The following is a 22,629-nucleotide window of genomic DNA, read 5'->3' on the forward strand; positions in this document are numbered from 1 at the left end:
GACAATATGGAGTTTTATTTTTAATAAATATGATAAAAATTGTAGGCTATTATGAATTTACCTGATATTCATCGCGTTAAAGAGTTTTTCTTATCACTACAAGATACGATTTGTCGCTCTCTTGAAAACATAGACCAAAAAGCCACTTTTCATCAAGATAACTGGGAAAGAAAAGAAGGTGGTGGTGGTCGTACTCGCGTTTTAACCAATGGCGCTCTTTTTGAACAAGCTGGCGTCAATTTCTCACATGTTTATGGCGATACATTACCAAAATCTGCTACTGCACATCGCCCTGAATTAGCAGGACGTCGTTTTCAAGCAATCGGCGTTTCATTGGTTATTCACCCTCTTAATCCTTATATTCCGACTTCTCATGCCAATGTCCGTTTTTTTATTGCTGAAAAAGAAGGTGAAGATCCCGTTTGGTGGTTTGGTGGTGGCTTTGACTTAACACCTTATTATGGATTTGAAGAAGACGTTATTCATTGGCATAAGGTTGCTAAATCAGTTTGTACTCCTTTTAGTGAAGATTATTACCCTCGTTATAAAAAATGGTGTGATGATTACTTTTATATTAAACACCGCAATGAACCTCGTGGTGTTGGTGGTCTTTTCTTTGATGATTTAAATACCCCAGATTTTGACCACTGTTTCGAGTTTGTCCAACGCATTGGACTTGGTTATCTTGATGCCTATTTACCTATTGTTGAAAAGCGCAAATCAATGCCTTGGGGAGAGCGTGAACGCCAGTTCCAGCTCTATCGCCGTGGTCGCTATGTTGAATTCAATTTAGTATGGGATAGAGGTACATTATTTGGCTTACAAAGTGGAGGAAGAACGGAGTCAATTTTGATGTCTATGCCACCTTTAGTCCGTTTTGAATATGATTACTCTCCTGAACCGAATACCCCTGAAGCAAAGTTATACAGTGACTTTTTGATCCAAAAAGAGTGGGTGTAGAGTCCTTAATTTATTGATGATAAAGCCACATTAAAAATGTGGCTTTATGACTAGAATAAAACGAGAAGTTTAATAACAACTATTTTCTAAAATTAATTAAACAAAAAAGCCAGTAAACCTGTCACTTTATTTTTGTTTTCCCATCCTTCGGCTCTCATACAAGTATTAAAATAATCTTTGCGCGACCATTCATTAGCATCATAAGGAACAGATGGCCCAATCCCTGCATTAGGGATCTCTTTCCCATTGATTCGCATCGGCGCAAACACGGGTTTACTTGGCGTCACATATCTCACGGTATATTGCTTATTCGCTTCTTGGTTACACATATTTTTGGCAATATCTAAAGGAGACGGCGTGGTAGTATTCGCTTCCCATTTTTCAGGTGTTGCACAAGCAGAAAGCATAAAAATTGATGTGATAATAATCTTTTTTTTCAACGTAATAGCTCTTTAAAACGAATAGGAATCAATTTTATTTTAGCTGTTTTTTTAAAAGAAATAATTAATTTTTTATGAAGATAGAATTTATTCTATATAATTAGTAGAAACTTTTTACTTCCCTGTTTAACTATTATTATGAAAATTATAGTTATTCCAAATAAAATAAATATGTACTCTCTATAAATAGAGTGATTTATTATTTAATGCAATTTAAATAATTTTTATTATATAGCTAAATTTGAAAAAAAACAAATATGTACTATTTTATAGTAGTACTATTTTATAAGGAGAAAATATGTTTTTATATCATTCAAGTAAATCTTCAAAAAAAGTAAATTCGGTATTCAATCACCTTGCTATATCACCTATTGCACCTGCAGAACGAATCGAAAGCATGTTTACCCATCAAAATAGATATCTAGTCGATAAGGATTATTCAATACAATTACTTGATATAAATGGAAAAATAATAAAAAAAATCACATTAGAACAACAATTAATATCTTTTTGTAATTTCGTCAAAAACTATTCAATTTTTAAATATAATGTAAAAGCTGAAAACCCACTCAGATTAATAGATCTATGGGAGGATGATCCTATTGGTAGTGGAGGCCCTAATGTTGTTGATCATAACTATTTAAACGAACAAGAAATTATTGAAATAAAATCCCTATTTCATCCATTTAATAATATTATTTATCCAGAGGATGTTTATCAATCATTCACTAAAAAAGACATAAAAAATATAAAAAGAACATACTTAACCAATACATTTTTTTCATCTGAATTTAATAAAAGAAAAGATAGAGCAAAAGCAATTAACGAAGATTTTAATATAAGCCAAAATCAAGAAATTGTATGGTTAGATTTATCTTTTAAATTAAGAAGTTGGGCATTAGGAAAAGGTTATGATTCCTTTGTTTACACAAATAAAAAAGAAGGTAATAATGAGGATACTTATATTACGTTATTACCAGAACAATTAGAGTATACGAATGAACGTTTTATCTTTCAAGAAGAAAAATATCTATTAGAGATTAAAGATCTTATAAAGGAAATTATTGATAAACAATACTCAAAATCAATAAATAATAGCTCAATAATAATAAACCACTACTTATTATGGGCTCAAAAAAATCCTATGCCTTATTGGAATCTATTATAATAGATAAAAAAGCCACATGAAAATGTGGCTTTCAATTACATAAGAAATTTAATTTTCTTATTTAGATTTTTTCAAGTGCGACATTAAACGCTTACGTTTACGCATTTGAGAAACGGTTAATTTGTTTTTCTTATCCGCATAAGGGTTTTCACCCTCTTTAAATTGAATACGGATTGGCGTACCCATCACTTGTAGAGTACGGCGGAAATAGTTCATCAAATAGCGTTTATAGCTATCTGGTAAATCAGTGACCTGATTACCATGAATAACTACAACAGGTGGATTATAACCACCAGCGTGCGCATATTTCATTTTTACACGGCGTCCACGAACAATTGGTGGCTGATGATCATCTTCTGCCATCTTCATGATACGAGTTAGCATAGAAGTTCCGACGCGACGCGTTGCACAGACATAAGCTTCTTGAATGGATTCAAAAAGATTACCCACACCACTTCCATGCAATGCAGAAATAAAGTGAACACGCGCAAAGTCAACAAAGCCCAGTTTAAGATCAAGCATTGCTTTTACTTGTTCGCGATCATCTTGTGTCATGCCATCCCATTTATTGACAGCAATGACTAATGAGCGACCTGCATTCAGGATATAACCTAATAATGAAAGATCCTGATCTGAAATACCTTCACGGGCATCAATAACCAGTAATGCAACGTTAGCATCTTCAATGGCTTGTAATGTTTTGATAACAGAGAATTTTTCTACTGTTTCTTTCACTTTGCCACGTTTACGAACACCCGCAGTATCGATGATGATATATTCTTTCTCATCACGTTCCATTGGGATATAAATACTGTCACGCGTTGTACCCGGCATATCGTAAACAACCACACGCTCTTCACCAAGCATACGGTTTGTCAGTGTTGATTTACCAACATTAGGACGACCTACAATCGCTAATTTTACGGGTAATGTAGAAGGGTCGAAGTCATCTTCTTCCTCTTCTAGCGCTTGCGCTTCTTGTTCTGCTTCTAATGCAGCCCAATAAGCCGCATTTTCTTCTTCTTCAGTCAGCTCTAGCTCTTCTTCCACCACTTTACCCGTGATTGGTAAGAGTGCTTGTTCAATCAACTGAGCAACACCACGACCATGAGATGCCGCGATTGGGAAGATTTCACCTAACCCTAAAGAGTAAAAATCAGCTAATGCAGTATCAATATCGATACCGTCAGTTTTATTCGCAACCAAATACGTTTTTTTCTCAACACCACGGAGATGTTTTGCAATACCTTGGTCTGCTGGCATCAAACCCGCACGAGCATCAACTAAAAACAGTACGATATCGGCTTCTTGAATAGCCTGTAGCGATTGTGATGCCATATGGGTTTCAACACCCTCTTCAGCACCATCAATACCACCAGTATCAATAATAATAAATTCTTCGCCTTCTAACTCTGCTCGACCATATTTACGGTCACGGGTGAGGCCTGGAAAATCAGCAACTAATGCGTCTCTAGTGCGTGTTAGTCGATTAAATAACGTGGATTTACCCACGTTAGGGCGCCCTACTAAGGCAATAACGGGTATCATTTTTTGATGCCTCATAAAAATACAATCACGAACCTGATTGTATTTTACATGTAATTACTAAAAAGACGAAACGGCTCCTTTAAAGGAGCCGTAAAATAAATAGATTTGTCAGCAATTAATTACCGACTATAAAGATAAAGCTTACCATCACGAGATTGGATCATCAGTTTATCTTGTACCGCTTGAGGGCGACTTAATAAACCTGAACTGTTCACTTGGTTTTGTGCAATAAATTTACCGGTGTTGGTATCAATCCAATGGAGATAACCTTCTGCATCACCAACCACTAAATAGCCATCAAAAATAGCCGGAGCAGTTAAATTGCGATGCAATAAATCTTCTTGTGTCCATAATGTCACACCATCAGATTTACGAACAGATAAAACTCTGTCATTTTGGTCAACAAGGTAAAGATTATCACCCAACAGCACCATATCATTGACTGAGCCTAACTCACGTTTCCAAAGGATTTGTCCAGAACGCATATCAAGGCTAACTAAATTACCGTTATATGCCATTGCATAAACAGTATTTTCATCAATAATCGGTGTGATATCCACATCATTTAATCGGCTAATTTCAGTAGAGCCTTTAATTTGTGAAATATTTTGTTGCCAAATCAACTGTCCTTGAGAAAGAACAACTGCACTGACACGGCCATTATCTGCACCAATAATCGCTGCGCCATAAGCAACAGCAGGCGCAGATTCGCCACGAAGAGATAATGATGGTGTGTCTAAGTTAATAGTCCAAGAAATCTCACCCGTTAATAAGTCGAGTCCTTGTAACATACCATTACTGGTATGAATAAGGACTAAACCATCACTAACAACCGGTTTTGAAATGGCTTCACCAGCAACGTCGGTTTCCCAATCGATGGAACCATCTTCAGTGTTCAGTGCATATACTTTCGCTTTTTCAGTTCCCACAAAAACGCGAGTGCCTGAAACAGTTAACCCACCAGAAAGCAATGCGGACTCATTGGATGAAAGAAAACCCGTTTTAATAGAGAGATCTTGCGACCAAAGCTCTTTACCTGTTTCTACATCTAATGCTTTCACTAAACCATGGCGATCAGCGACATAAACAACTGCGCCATCCCATGTTGGTGACAAGTGAGAATAGTATTTACCAATACCATTTCCAACTGATTTGTCCCAAACAGCTCTAGGTGTAAATTGGCTTTGCACCTCAGGCAATGGAGACATTGTCACATTATCCTGTTCACTAGAACATCCTGCCAATAAAGCAGATGCTAGTAGACCAACCAGGAGAGTTTTACGCAGTTGCATGTCTGAAGATCCCTTTAATTGGATAAATTATTGAGTTTAAGTTCAACCAGTGAGCGAATAGCACCCGCATTTTCATCAGTTAATGCGCTACGATAAGCGGCTGTTGCACCTGCATTATCGCCTTTTTTCGCTAAGACATCACCACGGATATAATTTTTCATTCCATTCCATGCTTTGCCTTTCACTTGCTCTAACGAAACTAAAGCAGCATCTGTTTTATCTAATGCTAATTGTACGCGAGCTAAACGAAGATTAAGCATATCTGCAAATGCGTCATTTTTTACTTTTGCCACAGCATTCGTTAAATGACGTTCACCATTGACCAAATCATTAGCATCGATAGCGATTTGCGCTAGCTCTAATGAAGCTAAAGCGCCATAAATATCATTCGTTTCAGTAGCAAATTTTTCAGCTAATGCAATATTTTCAGGTGTCGGCTTAGCAAGTGCCTCACTGACTGTTGCAAAAGCACCTGCACTTTCTTGCAGACGATTTGTCTGATGTGATTGCCAATATTTCCAACCAAACACACCACCAAAACCAATAACAGCGGCTAAAACGATAGTTAAACCATAGTTTTTAAAGAACTGTTTAATTGCATCAACTTGTTCGTTTTCGGTGCTATAAACTTCCACAAGTCTCTCCTTAACCTAATAACAGAGTCAATTGCTGAGCGAGCTCATTGCGAGCAACGATGGTTTGTTCCCCTGAACGCAAATCTTTCACTGCAACAGTGCCGGCATTAATTTCATCTTCGCCTAAAATCAGAGCAATTTTAGCGCCTTGTTTATCGGCACGTCCTAACTGCTTTTTAAAGTTGCCATTACCATGATTCGTCATTAAACGTAATGTTGGTAATTGATCACGAATTTCTTCAGCCAGCATTAATGCTGCACTTTGGCTCTTTTCACCAAATGAAGCGAGGTAAACATCAGCAACATTAGTCTCTGCAACAAATTCAGGGTTAACCGCTTGAACTAATAAGATCATGCGCTCCATCCCCATAGCAAAGCCAACTGCTGGTGTTGGATGTCCACCAAGTTGTTTCACAAGACCATCATAACGGCCACCCGCACACACTGTTCCTTGTGAACCTAACGCGCTAGTTACCCACTCAAAAACAGTACGGTTATAATAGTCTAAACCACGAACTAAACGCTGATTAACACGATATGTAATACCAACAGCATCCAATAAGGCGCAAAGACCATCAAAGTGCGCTCTTGATTCGTCATCAAGATAATCGAAAAGTTCAGGCGCATCATTCAATAAAGTCTGAATTTCTGGATTTTTTGAGTCTAAAACACGTAATGGGTTAGAATACATACGACGTTTGCAGTCTTCATCTAACTTATCTACATGCTGCTCTAAGAAAGCAACTAACGCTTCACGATATTTAGCACGCGCTTCTAATGAACCAATAGAGTTAAGCTCTAACGTTACGTGTTCTGCAATACCTAACGCTTTCCACCAGCGTGCCGTTAGCATAATTAATTCCGCATCAATATCGGGGCCTTGTAGACCGAAGACCTCTGCACCTAACTGGTGGAATTGACGATAACGACCTTTTTGAGGGCGTTCATAACGGAACATTGGTCCTAAATACCATAAACGTTGTTCTTGATTATAAAGCAGACCATGCTCAATACCTGCACGAACACAACCGGCAGTATTTTCTGGGCGTAATGTCAGACTTTGGGTATCCTCGCCACGATCGGTAAAAGTATACATTTCTTTTTCAACAACATCGGTCACTTCACCAATTGCTCGCTGAAATAGAGGGGTATGCTCTACGATAGGTGTTCTGATTTCACTAAAGCCGTAACCCGCTAAAATTTGTTTTAACGTATTTTCAATTTTCTGCCATACACGAGTGTCGGCAGGTAAATAGTCGTTCATACCACGAATGGCTTGGATTTTTTGTGCCACTTTTCTTCTCTAATAGTTATTAATTGATTGTTAGGCTGATTATAGAAGCGAAATCAATCAGTATTCAATGTGAAATCAATAGTAAAACTGGCTCATTAATCAATGAGCCAGTTTTTTGAGTGTTATTTGTCCAATTGATTTATGTTTATACGCATACTGTCATCAAGCATTGACGCTTTAGCACGAATTTTGGCTTCTAATAAATCAATCATATTAACGTTATCAAGACGCTCTTTTTGTCTCACGCCATCTTCATAAAAACCACTGCGTGTTTTAGCGCCAGTTACACCTAATGTTGAAACTTCAGCTTCGCCCGGTCCATTAACAACACAACCAATAATAGAAACATCCATAGGTGTGATGATATCTTCCAAACGTTGCTCTAGTTCGTTGACGGTTCCAATAACATCAAATTCTTGACGGGAACACGTTGGGCAAGCAATAAAGTTAATTCCGCGAGAGCGAATACGTAAGGATTTGAGAATATCAAAACCAACTTTAACTTCTTCAACCGGATCCGCGGCTAACGAGATCCTTAATGTATCGCCGATACCTTCTGATAATAAGATCCCAAGGCCAATCGCAGATTTAACCGATCCCGCTCTTGCGCCACCCGCTTCGGTGATCCCAAGATGCAGAGGTTGATCTATTTTTTTCGCTAATAAACGGTAAGAATCAACAGCAAGGAAAACATCAGAAGCTTTTACGCTAACTTTAAATTGTTCAAAGTTCAGCTTATCAAGGATATCTACATGGCGCATTGCTGATTCAACTAACGCTTCGGGTGTTGGCTCGCCGTATTTCTCTTGAATATCTTTTTCAAGTGAACCACCGTTTACGCCAATACGAATAGGAATATTGTTGTGACGAGCACAATCAACCACTTGGCGAATACGTTCTTCACTACCAATATTTCCCGGATTGATACGCAAACAATCAACACCATATTCAGCGACTTTTAATGCGATACGGTAGTCAAAATGAATGTCAGCGACTAAAGGCACATTAACTTGTTGCTTAATTAGTTTGAATGCTTCCGCAGCATCCATTGTGGGTACGGAAACACGAACAATATCCACCCCTACACGTTCCAGAGATTTTATCTGGCGAACAGTCGCTTCTACGTCTGTCGTTCGTGTATTCGTCATCGACTGTACCGCGATAGGTGCACCATCGCCAATAGGTACATTGCCCACATAAATTCGTGTCGATTTGCGACGAATAATAGGTGATTCTTTATGCATTGATTAATTCTCCCATGCTTCCATGCTTGCTCAAATGTGTAGTCAGATTAAGCGCTCGGTACTGTTATTTTTGCTATTTTTCCAGTGAAACGGCTTAAATCAACAGATTCGCCATTAAACTGTAAGCGAGTAACAGAAGGTGCGCCTATTTTTAGTTTATAAGGTTGCTCACCATCAAATTCCAAACGATCACCCGCTTTCTTAATACCATTAAATAAGACTTTATTTTGAGCATTACGAACTTCTAACCAACATTCACCATCAAACATAAGAACCAATTGATTCGCAATAGCAGGTGCTTCCGATGAGGTAGATTCTTGTGCTGAATTTGCTCGAGAAGTTGTTGATGTTGTTAGAGGTGATACTGGTAATGGAACCGTTCTCACTTCTGTTGGTGCTGGTGACGTCGTTTCAGTCGTTGGTGATGTAGCGACATTATTCGCCTGATTATCAACTAATGGCGACGCAGGTACTTGTAAATTATCACCTTCAGATGTTGACGTATTATCTAAGGCTGCTAAAGGAGAATCTATCGTGTTGGTGTTTTCTTGTGTACTATTTTGCCCTATGTCTTGAGATGCCATAGAGACTAATTCTTGTTGATCAGCCTGATGACCTTGCCACCACCAAACACCCACAAGAGCAACCATAACAATCAAAATCACCCATGTGATTTTCATTAGCCAACCTTCACGTTTTTTATGACGTTTGCCTAATGAGTAATTTTGTGTGGTTGTCATTCTAATTTGTTTGACAGGCGCTTGTTGGTCGATAAAACCTAGGATGTCTTTTTCAGGAACGCCAACTAACTTAGCGTAAGAACGCATGTATCCGCGTAAAAATGTTGGTGCAATATCAGAAGAAACGGAGTCTGTTTCAATTTCGCGCACTGTTGATAACTTCAAACAAAGTCGATCAGCAACAGTTTGTTGTGTTAGCCCCACCTTTTCTCGTGCCTGGCGTAAAAGTTGACCCGCTGTTAATTTCACTTCTTCGGTTTTGTTTTCAGTATTCATTAGCAATCTAGGCACTGTGGCTATTGGATGTTTAACATTGATGAACTCGCAAAAGCACAAAGTACCTTAACGTATCACCGCGAATTTTTTGATATTTTATTATCACTTTGCTGACAGACCAAATAATCTGGCGGTATATCCTCAATTAACACACTATTATTGTTTAATAGTTTTTGTTCACAAAGGAAATTACCATAAAGCCTTAATACATTAACATTTACTGGCTTCGAGTTCATCGCTAATTTGTAATAATCTAACGCTTGAATAGAATTTCCCAATAACTGCGATGTTAACGCCATTCCTAAATTTGCATCGGAGTGATTTGGCATCACCGATAACACTTTTTGGAAATGATATTGCGCTATTTGATATTGTCTTTCAGCTAAATAAGCATCACCTAATTGTAAACGTGTAGACACTGCAACACGCTCTTGATTGGCTGATGATTGACAACCGAGTGTCAATAACATCAAGCCAATAGTTATAACTACTGATGATATCCTTATCATCGTCATATTCCTTAAATAAATTCATCCTTGTTCTCTCTACATCGCGATTATGTAATACACTTCACAAAGAAAGAGATATCCAACTGTATCAGACTGCTTTTACTGAAATTAGTTCACCTTGTTGGCGTTTTTTCAGTGTGCGTTTTGTACGGTCAATAACATCACCCGCTAATTGCCCACAAGCCGCATCGATATCATCGCCACGCGTTTTACGTACAATCGTCGTAAAGCCATATTCCATTAATACTTTAGAAAAACGGTCAATACGGCTATTAGAACTACGTCCATATGGCGCACCTGGGAACGGGTTCCATGGAATTAAGTTAATTTTACATGGTGTGTCTTTTAAAAGTTCAGCTAATTGATGAGCTTGATCTGTGCTGTCATTAATATGATCAAGCATGACATACTCAATCGTCACTCGCCCTTGATTCGCGTTTGATTTCGCAATATAACGACGAACACCTTCAAGAAACATTTCAATATTGTATTTCTTGTTAATTGGAACGATCTCATCACGAATTTCATCAGTTGGTGCATGTAATGAAATGGCTAAAGCTACATCAACCGCATCACCTAGTTTATCTAATGCAGGTACAACACCTGATGTAGAAACAGTGACACGACGTTTAGATAGACCAAAACCGAAATCATCCATCATGATTTCAAGTGCTGGAATAACATTATTTAAATTCAGTAATGGCTCCCCCATTCCCATCATAACGACGTTAGTAATAGGGCGACGGCCGGTCTCTTTTAATGAGCCAATAATTTTAGCTGCACGCCAAACTTGCCCAATAATTTCAGACACTTTCAAGTTACGGTTAAAACCTTGCTGTGCAGTTGAACAGAACTTGCACTCTAAAGCACAACCCACTTGAGAAGAAACACATAATGTTGCGCGATCATCTTCTGGGATATACACAGTTTCTACTTGTTGATCACCAACTTTAATTGCCCATTTAATCGTGCCATCTGTTGAACGTTGTTCTTCAGAAACTTCAGGTGCTTTAATTTCAGCAATTTCTTTTAATTTATTGCGTAACACCTTGTTGATATCTGTCATTTGATCAAAATCGTCATAACAGTAGTGGTACATCCACTTCATAATTTGGTCAGCACGGAAAGGTTTTTCGCCCATAGAGACAAAAAGCTCACGCATCTGTTTACGATTTAAATCTAACAGATTAATTTTAGTTTTTTGATTCACAGTATTTTCTTTAGAAACAGCGACAGAAGCGCTTGGCGCTGGGGTGGTAGATTGGGTCATGACATTGCCTCGTTGTTACACTATGCGGCCTGCATTAGCCTTGATGCTAATGGGATACTTATATATTTGTATAATTAAACAATAATAAAAACGCCCTGTTAATTATCAAACAGGGCGCCGCATTGTACTGTTTTTCGCGTAGAGATGCTAATAAATTAGCGCGCGCAAACTTCGTTTTCAGTGAAGAAGTATGCGATTTCACGAGCAGCAGAAGCTTCTGAATCTGAACCGTGTACCGCATTTTCAGTAAAGCTATCAGCGTAGTCAGCACGTAATGTACCCGCTAATGCGTTGTCTGGGTTAGTTGCACCCATCAGATCACGGTGACGTTGGATCGCATTTTCACCTTCTAACACTTGAACCATGATTGGGCCAGAAGTCATAAATTCAACTAAACCGTCAAAGAAAGGACGGCCTTTGTGTTCTTCATAAAAGCCTTCAGCTTGTTCACGCGTTAAATGCAGCATTTTAGCGCCAATAATGCTAAAGCCTGCACTTTCAAAACGGTGATAGATAGCACCGATAACATTTTTTTTCACTGCGTTTGGTTTGATAATAGAAAATGTGCGCTGAATAGCCATGTCTTACCTCTAAATTATTTTATTAATGATAACTTTTGTTATCTCTTTTATCGCAGATCATGGAAAAACGAATCAAAAACCGCATTCCCTGCAAAAAATAGTGCTCGATTATAGGAGGATAAAAATGAATTGCACAGATTGAATATCCTTTTTTTTTAAAAAACTGTGGCAAAAAAGTTATAAATTATCGATCTAATCACATTTTTGACGTTTTCCATGTCCAAACTAGAAAATACGAATAAAAAAGAACCAAAATAATTCTCAATAAATAGTCTATTTATCTTTATTAAAAAGCCTATTTTAGTGAGAAATTACTCAGTTCTCGTTTATTTCATCGTTTTAGTTTAACGAAATATAAAATTAACCATATCCGTTTGACCACTTAGATCAAGCACTGAAAGCTGGTACTTACCTCGTTTCTCTAATAAATAAGAGAATGTTTCCCCGTTTTCTGTTTTACCTATTTGCTCACCATTTAAAAACCACCATTGCATACCACTTCCACCTTGCGTGGAAACGGTTATTTCGAGATTAGTTTCACCGGGTAATGGCCTTAATAAATCACCCGCACGAATACCCGAGATAAATAAAGGAATAATATCTTCTTTAATTGGTGGGCAAGTTTCAGAAATCAGCGGCAGTCGTCTCGCTCTACGCTCTTTTTCAGGCAACCATGCTTCTAATGCGATCGGCCATAAAGCAATATCTTTTAGCTCTGCGTTAGGGCAATTAGGTCCAGTACGTTTACCTTCATCATCTAACCAAATTTTTTCGTTGATCCCCAAAATACCTTCTTGGCTATCATTCACTAGAGTTGGCGGAATGGTGTTATCTAAGATCCAGCTTCGGCGACTGACTCTACAATTACTGTCTTCTTTAGGTAATGCTTTACCTGTCGGCCAACAAATTGTTGCTGCCGTTACACTATTAGGACGTAAATCTATTGGTGGTCTTTGTTTATTTTGATAGAAATAGCCAGTTAATAAGTTATTGACCTGATTCATAATAGGAACAGCCGTCGCAAAACCAAATTGCCCTGCAACAGGTGTTCCATCCGGTCTTCCTACCCAAACACCTATGGTATAGCGTGCATTCACACCGATAGACCACGCATCCCGATAACCATAACTTGTCCCTGTTTTCCAAGCCAAAGGAACAACGGGTGAAATAGCACTATCTGGGCGAGGTCTGGCTTCTCCAGCTAATATGCGCCTAACAATCCACGCTGCTCCTTGTGACATCAACTCTCGGTTTTCTATTATTTGTTCCGGTTTAAAACGTAATGGTGCTGTTTTTCCTTGCCTTGCTAATGCACTAAAGGCGGAAACAAGCTCGTCCATTCGTGTTGCAGTTCCTCCTAAAATCAGCGCTAAATTTGGCTCTGAGCCATAAGGAAAGCGCATTTCAAGATGGTTATGACGCAATTTTGCTGCAAATTTCTTCGCGCCATACACTTCGATAAGTTGTACCGCGGGCAAATTTAAAGAGCGACTTAATGCTTCACTGGCACTGACTGCGCCATTAAAATCAGAGTCAAAATTACCAGGACGATAATTATCAAATCGGCGAGGAACATCTTGTAAAAGTGATTCTGCATGAATAAGCCCTTCATCTAATGCGAGTGCATAAATAAATGGCTTTAATGTTGAACCAGGCGAGCGCCATGCACTAATCATATCGACATGACCAAAGCGCGAGTTGTCATTAAAATCGGCAGAACCGACATACCCTTTCACACTCATATCCGTATGATCAACAACGAGGATGGCTAAGGATGTTTTATCCGCTAATTGATACTTCCATTGATTCGCAATATCTTCGAGTTGTCGTTGAATATTAATATCAATCGTTGTTGTAATAACAGGCTCTCGCTTTTCGTTATACATACGACGAGCCAGCAATGGTGCTAATTGCGGTGTTTGCCTTGGTGCTAATAAAACCTGTTCTTCTTTGATTTCATCAACTTTTTCTTGTGACCATATTTGATACTCTGCCAACCTATCTAATACTTTATCTCTGGCTGCTTGGGCTCGTTCAGGGTATCTATCTGGCCGCAAACGGCTTGGAGCTTGTGGCAATACTGCCATTAATGTCGCCTCTCCCGCAGATAAATCAGCGGGTGATTTGCCTAAATAAGCCCAACTTGCTGCACCAATGCCTTCTAACGTACCGCCAAAGGGGGCTCTATTGAGGTAAATCTCTAGAATTTCATCTTTTGAGTAATACCACTCTAATTGCAAGGTGCGCCAAAGCTGTTTGATTTTTCCCCTTAAAGTACGGGAGTGAGGATCAATAAGGCGAGCCACTTGCATTGATAACGTGCTTCCGCCCGACACTATTCTTCCTGAGCTTAGATCTTGCCACGCTGCGCGTAATATCGCCATGGGATTAACACCGGGATGCTGATAAAACCAGCGATCTTCATAAGTAATCAAGGCATCTAAATATTCAGGAGAGACATCAGCGAGTTTGACATGATAACGCCATACCCCCTCTTTATCGGCAAAGCGCCAAAGAGGTGTACCATCTTGCGCTGTAACGATAGTTGCAATTTGGGGTTCAGGATCAGGGAGAGGCCAAATTTTATCTGCGATCCAGACTAAAATCGGCGTTGCTAGCAAAAAAATAATGATAACAGCAATAAGCCGTTTATATCCTAGTTTCATTCAATCACTCAAAGGAAAAAGCCCTTTCCGAAGAAAGGGCTACAAGATTTAAGGAACAACGTCAATCTTGGTTTCTGTTGATCCTATTGCACGCCAATAAGGCACATACATAGATTCAACTTGTGGTGGTGGTACTTGATAGCTACCCGGTGTTACTGCTCTTGCTAAATAGAGCAATGTTGTCGGACGATATTTATCAACAGAGATAGCGGCAACAAAGCGATCATCACGATACTCAAGATGTTTGATATTTGCTTGTCCCATATCGTCGATAAATTCCTGCAAGTCTGCAGCACTATCACTTAAGCTTGCACTACTTGATGCTAAGTTTTGGTTTTCGATCTCAAGACCCGCAGGTAATAAATCAACAATTAATGCATCAGGTACGTCTCTATCAGCAGAAACTTCCAGTTTAACCACCAGCATTTCACCACTTTGTAAGCGACTAGGATGAACACGGTTTCCTTTCAAATCATAATAACTACGATAGATATTTAATACATTACTATAAGGAGCCGGAGCAACTTTCGGATAGCCCACAATATTCATACGAGAATAAATTGCGGCACCACCACGATTATTTAGCTCTAAGCCTTCTTGTAATTGTGCTGATGTTAATGTCTCATTGACTGCACGATCGCTACTGATTGCAGGAACTTGACGATTAACAGCAACTTCCCAAGGCTGTTCTGCCATATTAATAAAGAAGCGCCCAGCAAGGTATAACGAGTTACTTTCTTGGGTTGAGAACCATTCACGGCTTGTTAAGTTATCCGATAACGTCATCACACTTGCATCACGAGATTGTGTTTCAAGGTTATTTTCACTTAACAAGGCAATAATTAATGCTTTGTCACGAATGGTGCTACCGTAGTCGCCCAATCCATAATTATATTTACGCGGTGTTGTCACACCTTCAGCAATTAAGCTTTCAGCACGGCTGCTATCACCCATCAGTTTTAATGCGATACCTAACTGCACTAAGGCTAAGCCACTTCCAGCTTGATTACGCTCAAGATAGAGACGACGTAATTCACCTAAAGGTGCTTTTTGCTGATTTGCTAATACTAACGCAGCATAAGCCCTTGCTGAGAATCGCGCTGCATCTTGGTTAACTGCATATTCATAGTTAACTAAGTTTTTATCTTGTAAATAACGTAATAAACGATCATTTGCACGTTTTAATGAATCAGCAGGAACTGAGTAACCTTGTTGTGATGCACGGAATAAGAAGTCGGTTGCATACGCAGTTAACCAATATTCTTCACGCCCACCCTGATCCCATAGAGAGAATCCACCTTCTGATTTTTGCATCGTCAGTAGATGAGCAATACCTTTCTCTATAGCTGCTTTTCTATCAGCATCAGTTTGCGTTTTAATTCCCAACTGTTTCAACTCTTTTTCCGTTGAATACAGTGAAGGATAAAGCCCACTGACGGTTTGTTCTAAGCAACCATAAGGATAAGCAAACAGCTCTCTAACATAACGCGCCACTTGTAACGGAGGACGGCTAGTCAGTAATAATTCACCTTCAAGCGTTGAGCTATTAAAGCGACTTAAAATTTCTGATGGTAAACGCCAAGTATCACCATCTTGCAATGTACTTGCATAGTGAATAGTTTCTGCTGGGAATGCAGGGCGAACACCAATATTCCATGTATTGTGGTAAGGTTTAATCTCTTCACCCGGTACTTTAATACCATAAATAGATAGTGAGAATTCACCTTGACCAAAGCCATGTTTCGCTTTTACTGGAATTTGAATTTGAGTACGTTCACCTTTCGTTAGCGAGACAGTTTTACTTTCTGCGCCACCTAATCCCACCAAACCTGAAGCGGTATAATTTAAGGTAATAGATTGAGCATCGTCCGTTAGATTGGTTAAATCTAAAGACAACAGTGCATTATCACCACCAGCCATAAAGCGAGGTAATGAAAGCTGAGTCACTAACGGTGCTGCAATAACAACTGTACCTTCTTGGCTACCAAATTTATCGGCAGTCCAAGCTTGTGCCATTAAACGAACTTCACCATTAAACTCAGGAATAGGTAAAGAAACTTCACCCTCACCTTGCGCATTTAATTTTACAGGTGCTGTTTGTTGAGCAATGATTTGCACATCCGTTAATGGCTTTTTACCACCACGAGATAATGCGGTTGCTTCACCACCGTCACCACCAAAACGCAAGTTAGCTAAACGCCCTTGCCCTTCAATTAATTGTCCGTAAACATCATATTGGTCGATGCTATAACGTTTACGACCAAAGAAAGCATCGTAAGGATCAGGGGTTTTATACTCTGTGATATTCAATACACCAGTATCAACCGCAGAAACCAATACATTAATATTTTCAGGTAATGGCTGACCTGCAACTGGATTCGCTTTAATGCGGATTTTTAAATCTTGGTTAGGACGAATTTTTTCAGGTGCATCAAGTGAAATATCAATACGACGATTTTTATCCTGCAATGGTAAATGTAAAATACCCACAGCACGTTTTACTGTCGCTTGCTTTGAAGTGTCTCCCGGTCTTACAACAACAGAAGTCAGATAGAGGTCGTGTCTTGCCCACTCTTTATTAATAGGCACTTCAACATCAAGCCCTTTTTCTGGTACATCAATTTCCTGCCACCATAAAGGCCCATTACTTGATTCCAATAACACATAACCTTTACCCGGATGAGGCGCAACAATGTTTAACTTAACTTTTTCGCCCGGTAAATAACCGTCTTTATCCAGTTTCAATTTAACTTGGTCTGGTCTTACCGCACCTGTTCCCCCCGTGTTATCCATCCAAGAATAACCCGCCCAGAAACGTAGGCTACTGACCAATTCTGTTTTAGGATCGACAACTTCAATACGATAAGAACCCCACTCAACAGGGAATGCCACTTTTGCAGTACCATCTTTCGCAATCTTGATTGTTTGCTCATCCATTTGCAGATCTTTTTCGTTATAGCCAGATTCCCAGCCATTCGAACTAGACCAACGCCAGTAATAATCATGACGTTCATAGATAAACTTCACTTTCAGATCATTAGCAGGTAGTTTTTTACCGTCTTGGTCTGTATAGACAATTTCAAATTCAGCCATTGAGTTTTCATCAACGCTATAACCTGATTTATATTTGTCTGTACGGTAATCGTAAACTTCTTTTTTAGGGAAAACAGGACGAATACCCGCAAGATGCGTGGCAGGCCAAACTGCTTGTTGATAACGACGAGTAACAGGACGTCCACCCGCTTCAAGTAAGCTTGCTTGTAGAATGATATTGATAGGTGATTTCAATTCAGCGTAGCGTTCACTATCAACACTTAACTCACCTTCACCATCAGCGTCTAAATTAAGTTCAAACTCATCCAATAGACGGCTGAAGTTTTCATCTTTTACAGCACCAAACTCATATCCGGGTAATTTACTGACAGCTTCACGAGAGGCTTTTAAGAATACTTGCCCTTGTAAACGATTATCGGCAGCTGGTGCACCATAAAGATAGCGGCCCTTAATGTCAAAATACGCGTCATTACCACTCAATAAAATGCCTTTCTTACCGGTGATTTCTAATGCCATACGTTCTGGCATAAAATCTTCGACCTGAAATTCATAAAAACGAGGAGTACCATCGCCTACATCAAAGCGCAGTGTACGTGTACCCGTATTTTCATCGGCTGGAATAACCAGTTTTAATTGGTAAAGTCCATTCTCCGGTTGCCAAACAAAACGACGAGACACTTGCCCGTCTGTTTTAAGCAGATCGACTTTAACAGGTTGCTCTTTAATAGGATTACCATCACCGTCACGTAGCAGGGCGTTAACGATTAATGTTTCACCGGGACGATAGAGATCGCGAGGACCAAAAGCAAAAAATTGTTTGCTATAACCTTGCGGACCACCAATATCAAATTCAGAAAGATCAAGCGCAGGTTTACGCAAGTCAATCATACTGGTTTGTCCATCACGAATAGCCATTAATAAACGTGCTTTATCACTTTTATCAAGTGTGGCATGCCCTTGGCTATCTGTCTGCGCTTTAGAAATCAATCCACCTTTTTCATCTAATAGACGAATTTCTACTTTATCTAATGCAGAACCATTTTTAAGTGATTGGGTAAAGATATCTAACGTATCAAGATAACTGTGCATCGACAGTCCGATATCACTAAATGTAAATACCGTTGCAGGCACTGTATAAGAGTATTTACCCGCTTGTTGCATAACCGCAATGTAAGCGCCCTCTTTTTTCAGGGCATCTATTGATTTTAGCGGTAACAATACGTTTTCACGGGTATTTTTTTCTGTATTTAATTCAAAGCGACCGGTATAAACCAAATCAGCTTGAGATAAAAATTCATCGGATTCCCAATAGTTAATATTGGAACGACTTTCCCATTGTGTTAAGAATTGAGCTAATTGATCATCTTTAACGCGGAAAAAGTTTACGTCAACTTGCCCCACATTTAGCGCAATAATGGGTAGACCTTCAGCTGCTTCAAGTGGCAGTAACGATCCTTTACTGGTGAAGCCAACAGACGGGAAAATTTCTTCTGTCGTGAATTTCTGGCTAAAAGGTGCCGTTAATGTACGTTCATTAATGCCTTTTATTTTTTCATCAATCGTTAAATTTAATTCTGTTGATGGTGGTAAATGGCGGAAACGCAATTCCATTAAGTTGTCAGATAACTCCCACGCACCTTCTAATTTCCCTTTTTTAGTATCAACAAGGTGAATAACATCATCAAACTTTTGGTCAGGATCAAGCGGTACAGAGAAAGTCACCACCATTGTGCTCGCGCCATCACGCTGTAATTCTGATGCATCTAATACAGTGACTTCTTTTCCGGCAAAACGCATTGCCAACTCATCACGGACTTCTTTGCTTTTTAATGCAGTTTCGTTATTTGTTTTTGTTGTAACTGCGGGTTTTTCGCTTGTTTGAGTTGCTGTACCTGATGTGCTCTGAGTGGTATCTTTTTGCTCTGTCAATTGTGTATTTTGCGTCTTATCCGTCGATGATGTGTTTTCATCCGCTTTATCATCACAGCCGGTAAGAGCCAATGCTGATGCCAATACAACAGCAAGAGAGCTCCAACGATAGCCTCTCTTTTCTGTATATTGTCTAAATTGGTTTTGGTTCATATCCATTTCCTTTAATTCAACCCCTGAATAATGCGATGTTTTATGCAGGCAGAGATAATATATGTATTTCTTCATTCTAATAAGATAAAAAATAACTCAATAAGCTATTTTTTACCGCGTAAGATGAAATAAATGACAACACAAAGTCGCCTTATTTTTACTTCAAAAACAAAGCCTATCTAAAACAAAGCGTTACATAAAAATGCAAACGATTTGCTAATTTAGTCAATTTTCTATTATAGGATAAAAAAAAGCGATATCTGATGAGATATCGCCTAAATTTTGAGGGCTGAATTAACTATCCAAATTCACTATCGGGATCCCTTTTCTTAAGAATCCCCCAAGTTTACGTTGATAAAAAGGTGATACGTGATGGATCATAAAATGACTCACGCCTTTTTCATCTTTATTCACAAAACAAAAATCTAGAGATTGCCCTTCATCTAAATATTCAAAAGCCGATTCAGCCGCTTGTGGGAGTATCTGCGCAATCACATCTTCTTCACCCGTTATTTCTAAACCAATAAGATAAAATGACTCTTCATTATCTTGCTCCTGAGCATTAACAATGAAGGCACGGCGGATCGGTTTATGTTCACCAAAAAACTCGCTAAGTGCAGTTGTTAATTTTTCAGGTTGTGGCTCTAAAATGCTTAACTTTAAAGAAGAACCTTCAACAGAAACAATTTCTTGTGTCTCAAATTGTTCAGATACACCCATTACAAACTCCAAATCAAATAACGTTTATTATTTTGCTTTTGCTAATAACAGATTCGCGATAGAACGTACACCGTAACCTGTCGCACCTGCCGCCCATTGTTCTACAGAAGATTTTCTGTACGTTGCTGAACAGTCGATATGTACCCAACCTTTTTTGTAGTCAGTGACAAAGTGCGATAAGAATGCAGCCGCAGTACTTGCACCAGCAGTATGGGAAGGTGCTGCAATATTATTTAGATCAGCGAAGCTAGAAGGTAATTGACTACGATGGAAATCCGCTAATGGTAGACGCCAGAACAATTCATTTTCTTGTTCAGCACTAGTCAGTAGCTCTGCGGCTAATTTATCATCAAAGCTCAATACAGAGTGGTAATCATTACCTACTGCAACTTTAGCTGCACCCGTTAATGTTGCTGCATCGATAATCAGTTCTGGTGCAATATTGCTTGCATCAATTAAACCATCAGCTAAAACTAAACGGCCTTCAGCATCTGTATTCATGATTTCAACTGATTTGCCATTACGGTAACGAATAATATCACCTAATTTAAAAGCATTACCGCTGACCATATTATCTGCAATGCAGAGCAGTAGTTTTACGCGTTTATTTAAACCACGAGTCACCGCTAATGCTAAAGCACCTGCTAAGGTTGCTGCACCACCCATATCAGCTTTCATTGAATTCATGGATGATGAAGGTTTGATACTATAACCACCTGAGTCAAAAGTAATACCTTTACCGACTAAACAAGCAAAGACAGGGGCATTGCTATCTTTCGTTGGGTTGAAATCTAATGCTAAATAGACAGGATCACGAGAAGAACCTCGTCCAACTGTATAGATACCGGCATAGTTTTGATCTCGCAGATCAACACCTTTGGTGATCTTATAACTAATATCGTCTTTATCAAGGCCACAGAAAAGATCAACAGTACGTTGTGCCAGTTGCTCAGGCCCTAATTCTTCAGCAGGTGTATTGATGGTATCTCTAACCCAATCAATGATGCGAATACGTGATTCTAGTTCGTGTTTATCTGCATCCTTTAATTGTGGCCATTCGATTGAACGAGCGCCTTTAGGTGCTCTAAAACCTAACCAGAAAGCCCAACTCCGTTCTAAATCCCAGCCGTCGCCAACAAGTGCAACATTGCGAATACCTTGACCATCAATTTTACGTCCACCACGCTGAATAGCGCCTAAACGGTTTTCTTCCGTTAAGTGGATTGTCATGCCGGTTTCGCTAGTGCTAATTAGTGCTTTTTCACCCCAACATGCAGCAGCAGGTTCATTTGACAGCATGATAGGCATAATTTGTTTATTCATTTATTGTCTCACTTATTATTACTGGTGGCAGTTAACCTATTCAGACTACCAGATATTTACCGTTTAGCGTGATCAATTTACTGCAAAAACCAAGAGGTCACCATTATCATCCAGTGATCTTCTATATTTACATAATATTCCTCGAAGAGGATCGCATAATAAAATATCTAGGCTTCCGTTTTATGGTTATTTTTAAATCACTGATAAAGTAAAATGTGAAAGGTCATAATGCAAAAAGACCGGCAATAAGCCAGTCTTTTAAATTTACGATGTCATCAATTATTCAAATTCATCAAGCCAAACAAGTAAAATAGCCTCAAGAATTTTTTCATTGGATTTCTGTGGATCATCATCAAAATCTTCTAAATCACAAATCCACTGATGCATATCAGTAAAGCGTACCGTTTTAGGATCAGTGTCAGGGTAAAGATCAAATAACGCTTCCCCTATTTCACGCGTATCACTCCATTTCATACTAGGCTCCTAAAATTAATGCTCTCTTGCGTGATTAATCGAATATTTAGGGATCTCAACAACTAAATCTTCGTCAGTCACTTTGGCTTGGCAACTTAAGCGGCTTTCTGGCTCTAAACCCCATGCTTTATCTAACATGTCGTCTTCAAGCTCAGAGCTCTCTTCTAGTGAATCAAAACCTTCACGCACGACACAGTGGCAAGTTGTACATGCACACGACATTTCACACGCATGTTCAATCTCAATGCCGTTGCGTAATGCAACATCTAGAATAGACTCACCTTCTGTTGCGTCAACAACCGCACCTTCAGGGCACAGTGTGCTATGGGGTAAAAATACAATTTTAGGCATAG

At 39.0% G+C, this 22,629-nt stretch carries 18 protein-coding genes; 2 read left to right on the forward strand and 16 right to left on the reverse strand.

All coding sequences use genetic code 11. The features are described 5' to 3' along the window. The first annotated feature begins 51 nt into the window (after nucleotides 1–51). On the forward strand, nucleotides 52–960 hold the full coding sequence (gene hemF / locus B6258_RS00410; RefSeq protein WP_099073644.1) for an oxygen-dependent coproporphyrinogen oxidase: 909 nt from the start codon (nucleotides 52–54) through the stop codon (nucleotides 958–960). 92 nt (nucleotides 961–1,052) lie between these two features. On the opposite strand, the gene B6258_RS00415 is transcribed toward hemF, so the two are convergent. Further along, nucleotides 1,053–1,400 carry a hypothetical protein gene (locus B6258_RS00415; protein WP_231039671.1) on the reverse strand — a complete coding sequence of 116 codons (348 nt, stop codon included), beginning with the start codon at nucleotides 1,398–1,400 and terminating at the stop codon, nucleotides 1,053–1,055. Between the two features lie 298 nt (nucleotides 1,401–1,698). Here B6258_RS00415 and B6258_RS00420 point away from each other — a divergent pair, with 298 nt between their 5' ends. Further along, nucleotides 1,699–2,568, forward strand: a complete 870-nt coding sequence (locus B6258_RS00420; protein ID WP_099073645.1) for a hypothetical protein — start codon at nucleotides 1,699–1,701, stop codon at nucleotides 2,566–2,568. Between the two features lie 57 nt (nucleotides 2,569–2,625). Here B6258_RS00420 and der read toward each other — a convergent pair whose 3' ends face one another. From der to fdx, 15 genes are all read right to left on the reverse strand, one after another. Continuing rightward, complete coding sequence (der, locus tag B6258_RS00425) at nucleotides 2,626–4,116, reverse strand: ribosome biogenesis GTPase Der (RefSeq protein ID WP_099073646.1); 1,491 nt, start codon at nucleotides 4,114–4,116, stop codon at nucleotides 2,626–2,628. Between the two features lie 119 nt (nucleotides 4,117–4,235). Further along, nucleotides 4,236–5,408 carry an outer membrane protein assembly factor BamB gene (bamB, locus tag B6258_RS00430; RefSeq protein ID WP_099073647.1) on the reverse strand — a complete coding sequence of 391 codons (1,173 nt, stop codon included), beginning with the start codon at nucleotides 5,406–5,408 and terminating at the stop codon, nucleotides 4,236–4,238. A 14-nt stretch (nucleotides 5,409–5,422) separates the two neighbouring features. Then, nucleotides 5,423–6,043, reverse strand: a complete 621-nt coding sequence (locus B6258_RS00435; RefSeq protein ID WP_099073648.1) for a YfgM family protein — start codon at nucleotides 6,041–6,043, stop codon at nucleotides 5,423–5,425. A 10-nt stretch (nucleotides 6,044–6,053) separates the two neighbouring features. Beyond that, on the reverse strand, nucleotides 6,054–7,337 hold the full coding sequence (gene hisS, locus B6258_RS00440; RefSeq protein ID WP_099073649.1) for a histidine--tRNA ligase: 1,284 nt from the start codon (nucleotides 7,335–7,337) through the stop codon (nucleotides 6,054–6,056). A gap of 122 nt (nucleotides 7,338–7,459) precedes the next feature. Continuing rightward, nucleotides 7,460–8,581: a flavodoxin-dependent (E)-4-hydroxy-3-methylbut-2-enyl-diphosphate synthase gene (gene ispG, locus B6258_RS00445; RefSeq protein ID WP_088495061.1), complete on the reverse strand. Its 1,122-nt coding sequence runs from the start codon at nucleotides 8,579–8,581 to the stop codon at nucleotides 7,460–7,462. 47 nt (nucleotides 8,582–8,628) lie between these two features. Beyond that, nucleotides 8,629–9,597, reverse strand: coding sequence for a cytoskeleton protein RodZ (gene rodZ / locus B6258_RS00450; protein WP_099073650.1), 969 nt, complete (start codon nucleotides 9,595–9,597; stop codon nucleotides 8,629–8,631). A 74-nt stretch (nucleotides 9,598–9,671) separates the two neighbouring features. Then, nucleotides 9,672–10,106 (reverse strand): hypothetical protein, encoded by a 435-nt coding sequence (locus tag B6258_RS00455; RefSeq protein WP_088495059.1) that lies wholly within the window; start codon nucleotides 10,104–10,106, stop codon nucleotides 9,672–9,674. 88 nt (nucleotides 10,107–10,194) lie between these two features. Continuing rightward, the gene (gene rlmN / locus B6258_RS00460) at nucleotides 10,195–11,376 is read right to left on the reverse strand and encodes a dual-specificity RNA methyltransferase RlmN (protein ID WP_023581631.1); all 1,182 of its coding nucleotides are present in this window, start codon (nucleotides 11,374–11,376) and stop codon (nucleotides 10,195–10,197) included. A gap of 155 nt (nucleotides 11,377–11,531) precedes the next feature. After that, the gene (gene ndk, locus B6258_RS00465; RefSeq protein WP_023581630.1) at nucleotides 11,532–11,957 is read right to left on the reverse strand and encodes a nucleoside-diphosphate kinase; all 426 of its coding nucleotides are present in this window, start codon (nucleotides 11,955–11,957) and stop codon (nucleotides 11,532–11,534) included. A 344-nt stretch (nucleotides 11,958–12,301) separates the two neighbouring features. Continuing rightward, complete coding sequence (gene pbpC / locus B6258_RS00470; protein WP_099073651.1) at nucleotides 12,302–14,623, reverse strand: peptidoglycan glycosyltransferase PbpC; 2,322 nt, start codon at nucleotides 14,621–14,623, stop codon at nucleotides 12,302–12,304. A 48-nt stretch (nucleotides 14,624–14,671) separates the two neighbouring features. Further along, entirely contained in the window at nucleotides 14,672–19,759 is a 5,088-nt protein-coding gene (locus B6258_RS00475; protein ID WP_476704250.1) for an alpha-2-macroglobulin family protein, read from the reverse strand. Between the two features lie 294 nt (nucleotides 19,760–20,053). Further along, nucleotides 20,054–20,479, reverse strand: a complete 426-nt coding sequence (locus B6258_RS00480; protein WP_099073653.1) for an enhanced serine sensitivity protein SseB C-terminal domain-containing protein — start codon at nucleotides 20,477–20,479, stop codon at nucleotides 20,054–20,056. A gap of 27 nt (nucleotides 20,480–20,506) precedes the next feature. Next, complete coding sequence (pepB, locus tag B6258_RS00485; RefSeq protein WP_099073654.1) at nucleotides 20,507–21,802, reverse strand: aminopeptidase PepB; 1,296 nt, start codon at nucleotides 21,800–21,802, stop codon at nucleotides 20,507–20,509. A gap of 279 nt (nucleotides 21,803–22,081) precedes the next feature. Then, nucleotides 22,082–22,276: a Fe-S cluster assembly protein IscX gene (gene iscX, locus B6258_RS00490; RefSeq protein ID WP_006533441.1), complete on the reverse strand. Its 195-nt coding sequence runs from the start codon at nucleotides 22,274–22,276 to the stop codon at nucleotides 22,082–22,084. Between the two features lie 15 nt (nucleotides 22,277–22,291). Then, nucleotides 22,292–22,627 (reverse strand): ISC system 2Fe-2S type ferredoxin, encoded by a 336-nt coding sequence (gene fdx / locus B6258_RS00495; RefSeq protein ID WP_006533442.1) that lies wholly within the window; start codon nucleotides 22,625–22,627, stop codon nucleotides 22,292–22,294. Nucleotides 22,628–22,629: the final 2 nt, after the last annotated feature.

Source organism: Proteus alimentorum, from assembly GCF_002607735.1.
Classification (GTDB): Bacteria; Pseudomonadota; Gammaproteobacteria; order Enterobacterales; family Enterobacteriaceae; genus Proteus; species Proteus alimentorum.